Below are 1,497 nucleotides of genomic sequence, written 5' to 3' on the forward strand. Positions count from 1 at the left end.
AAATGGTCGTGTATGCCCTCTTTGTGGCTGTATCCATGTGGTTCGCAATGGTCATCGTAAAGATGGCACACAGCGATATGTATGTAAGGATTGTGGCAAGTCCTTCGTGATTGCTACGAACTCCATTGTGTCTGGTACAAGAAAAGACTTGTCCGTGTGGGAGCAGTACATTGATTGTATGATGAATGGCTTATCCATTCGTAAGACTGCTGTTGCTTGTGGGATTCACAGAAACACCGCATTCCTTTGGAGACACAAGATTTTGGATGCACTTCAGAATATGGCAGACGATGTTACCCTTGACGGCATTATTGAGGCTGACGAAACTTTTTTCGCCATCTCGTACAAGGGCAATCATAGCAAGAGTAAGACATTTGCTATGCCACGCAAGGCTCATAAGCGTGGTCATTCTACACATATCAGAGGCTTGTCCCAAGAAAAGGTATGTGTTCCTTGTGCGGTTAATAGGAATGGCTTGTCTATCTCCAAGATTACGAATACTGGTAGAGTTTCTACAAGAGATTTACATCATATTTATGATGGTAGGATTAAGACCAATTCCACTCTTGTTACGGACAAGATGAACTCCTATGTGAGATTTACAAATGCCAATGGCATTGACCTTGTGCAGTTAAAGACTGGCAAAGCCAAGAAAGGCATTTATAATATCCAACATATCAATAGCTACCATAGCCAGCTAAAGAGGTTTATGCGTGGCTTTAACGGTGTTTCTACCAAGTATCTGAACAACTATCTTGTGTGGAATAACCTTGTAAATTACGCCAAAGAAAGCGACATGGAGAAAAGGAACATCTTCTTAACTTTCGTTTTGGCAACATTGAAAACTGCTAAATGCAGAGATTTATCAAACAGACCAGCAGTTCCTCTGGTCGCCTAATTAGAATTTGTGGAGATGATAAGATGGTCAATATAACAGATGTAAAACAGATTCTTCAATTTGCAATAGATGCGGAGATTAAAGTCTTTCTTGATGGTGGCTGGGGTGTAGATGCTCTTCTTGGATATCAGTCAAGAGCCCATAATGATATTGACATTTTTGTAGAAAAGAACGATTATCAGAACTTTATAGAAATAATGAAAGCTAATGGCTTTTATGAGATTAAGATGGAATATACAACATTGAACCATACTGTATGGGAAGATTTGAAAAACAGAATTATTGATTTGCATTGTTTTGAATATACGGACGAAGGTGAAATTCTTTATGATGGGGATTGTTTTCCGGTAGAAACTTTTTCGGGTAAAGGAAGAATTGAGGAAATAGAGGTTTCCTGTATTGAACCATATAGTCAAGTAATGTTCCATCTGGGATACGAGTTTGATGAAAATGATGCACATGATGTGAAGTTATTGTGTGAGACACTTCATATCGAAATTCCAAATGAGTATAGATAACTGCAAATAACAGTTTGTAGGGGAGTTCTGATACTCCCCTATAAAAATGGCTATTTATCAACTGTTTGTTGTGACATAGCC

General features: G+C 38.6%; 2 protein-coding genes. Both read left to right on the forward strand.

The window, feature by feature from the left end:
• Positions 1-898, forward strand: an 898-nt coding sequence (locus KTQ83_RS11725) for an IS1595-like element ISSag10 family transposase (protein ID WP_217285052.1), incomplete at its 5' end; no start/stop codon positions are given.
• A 23-nt stretch (positions 899-921) separates the two neighbouring features.
• Positions 922-1,416: a lincosamide nucleotidyltransferase Lnu(C) gene (gene lnu(C), locus KTQ83_RS11730; protein ID WP_019543803.1), complete on the forward strand. Its 495-nt coding sequence runs from the start codon at positions 922-924 to the stop codon at positions 1,414-1,416.
• The last annotated feature ends 81 nt before the right edge of the window (positions 1,417-1,497 follow it).

Origin of the sequence: Holdemanella porci (genome assembly GCF_019052655.1) — a bacterium.
Taxonomy (GTDB): Bacteria; Bacillota_I; Bacilli_A; order Erysipelotrichales; family Erysipelotrichaceae; genus Holdemanella; species Holdemanella hominis.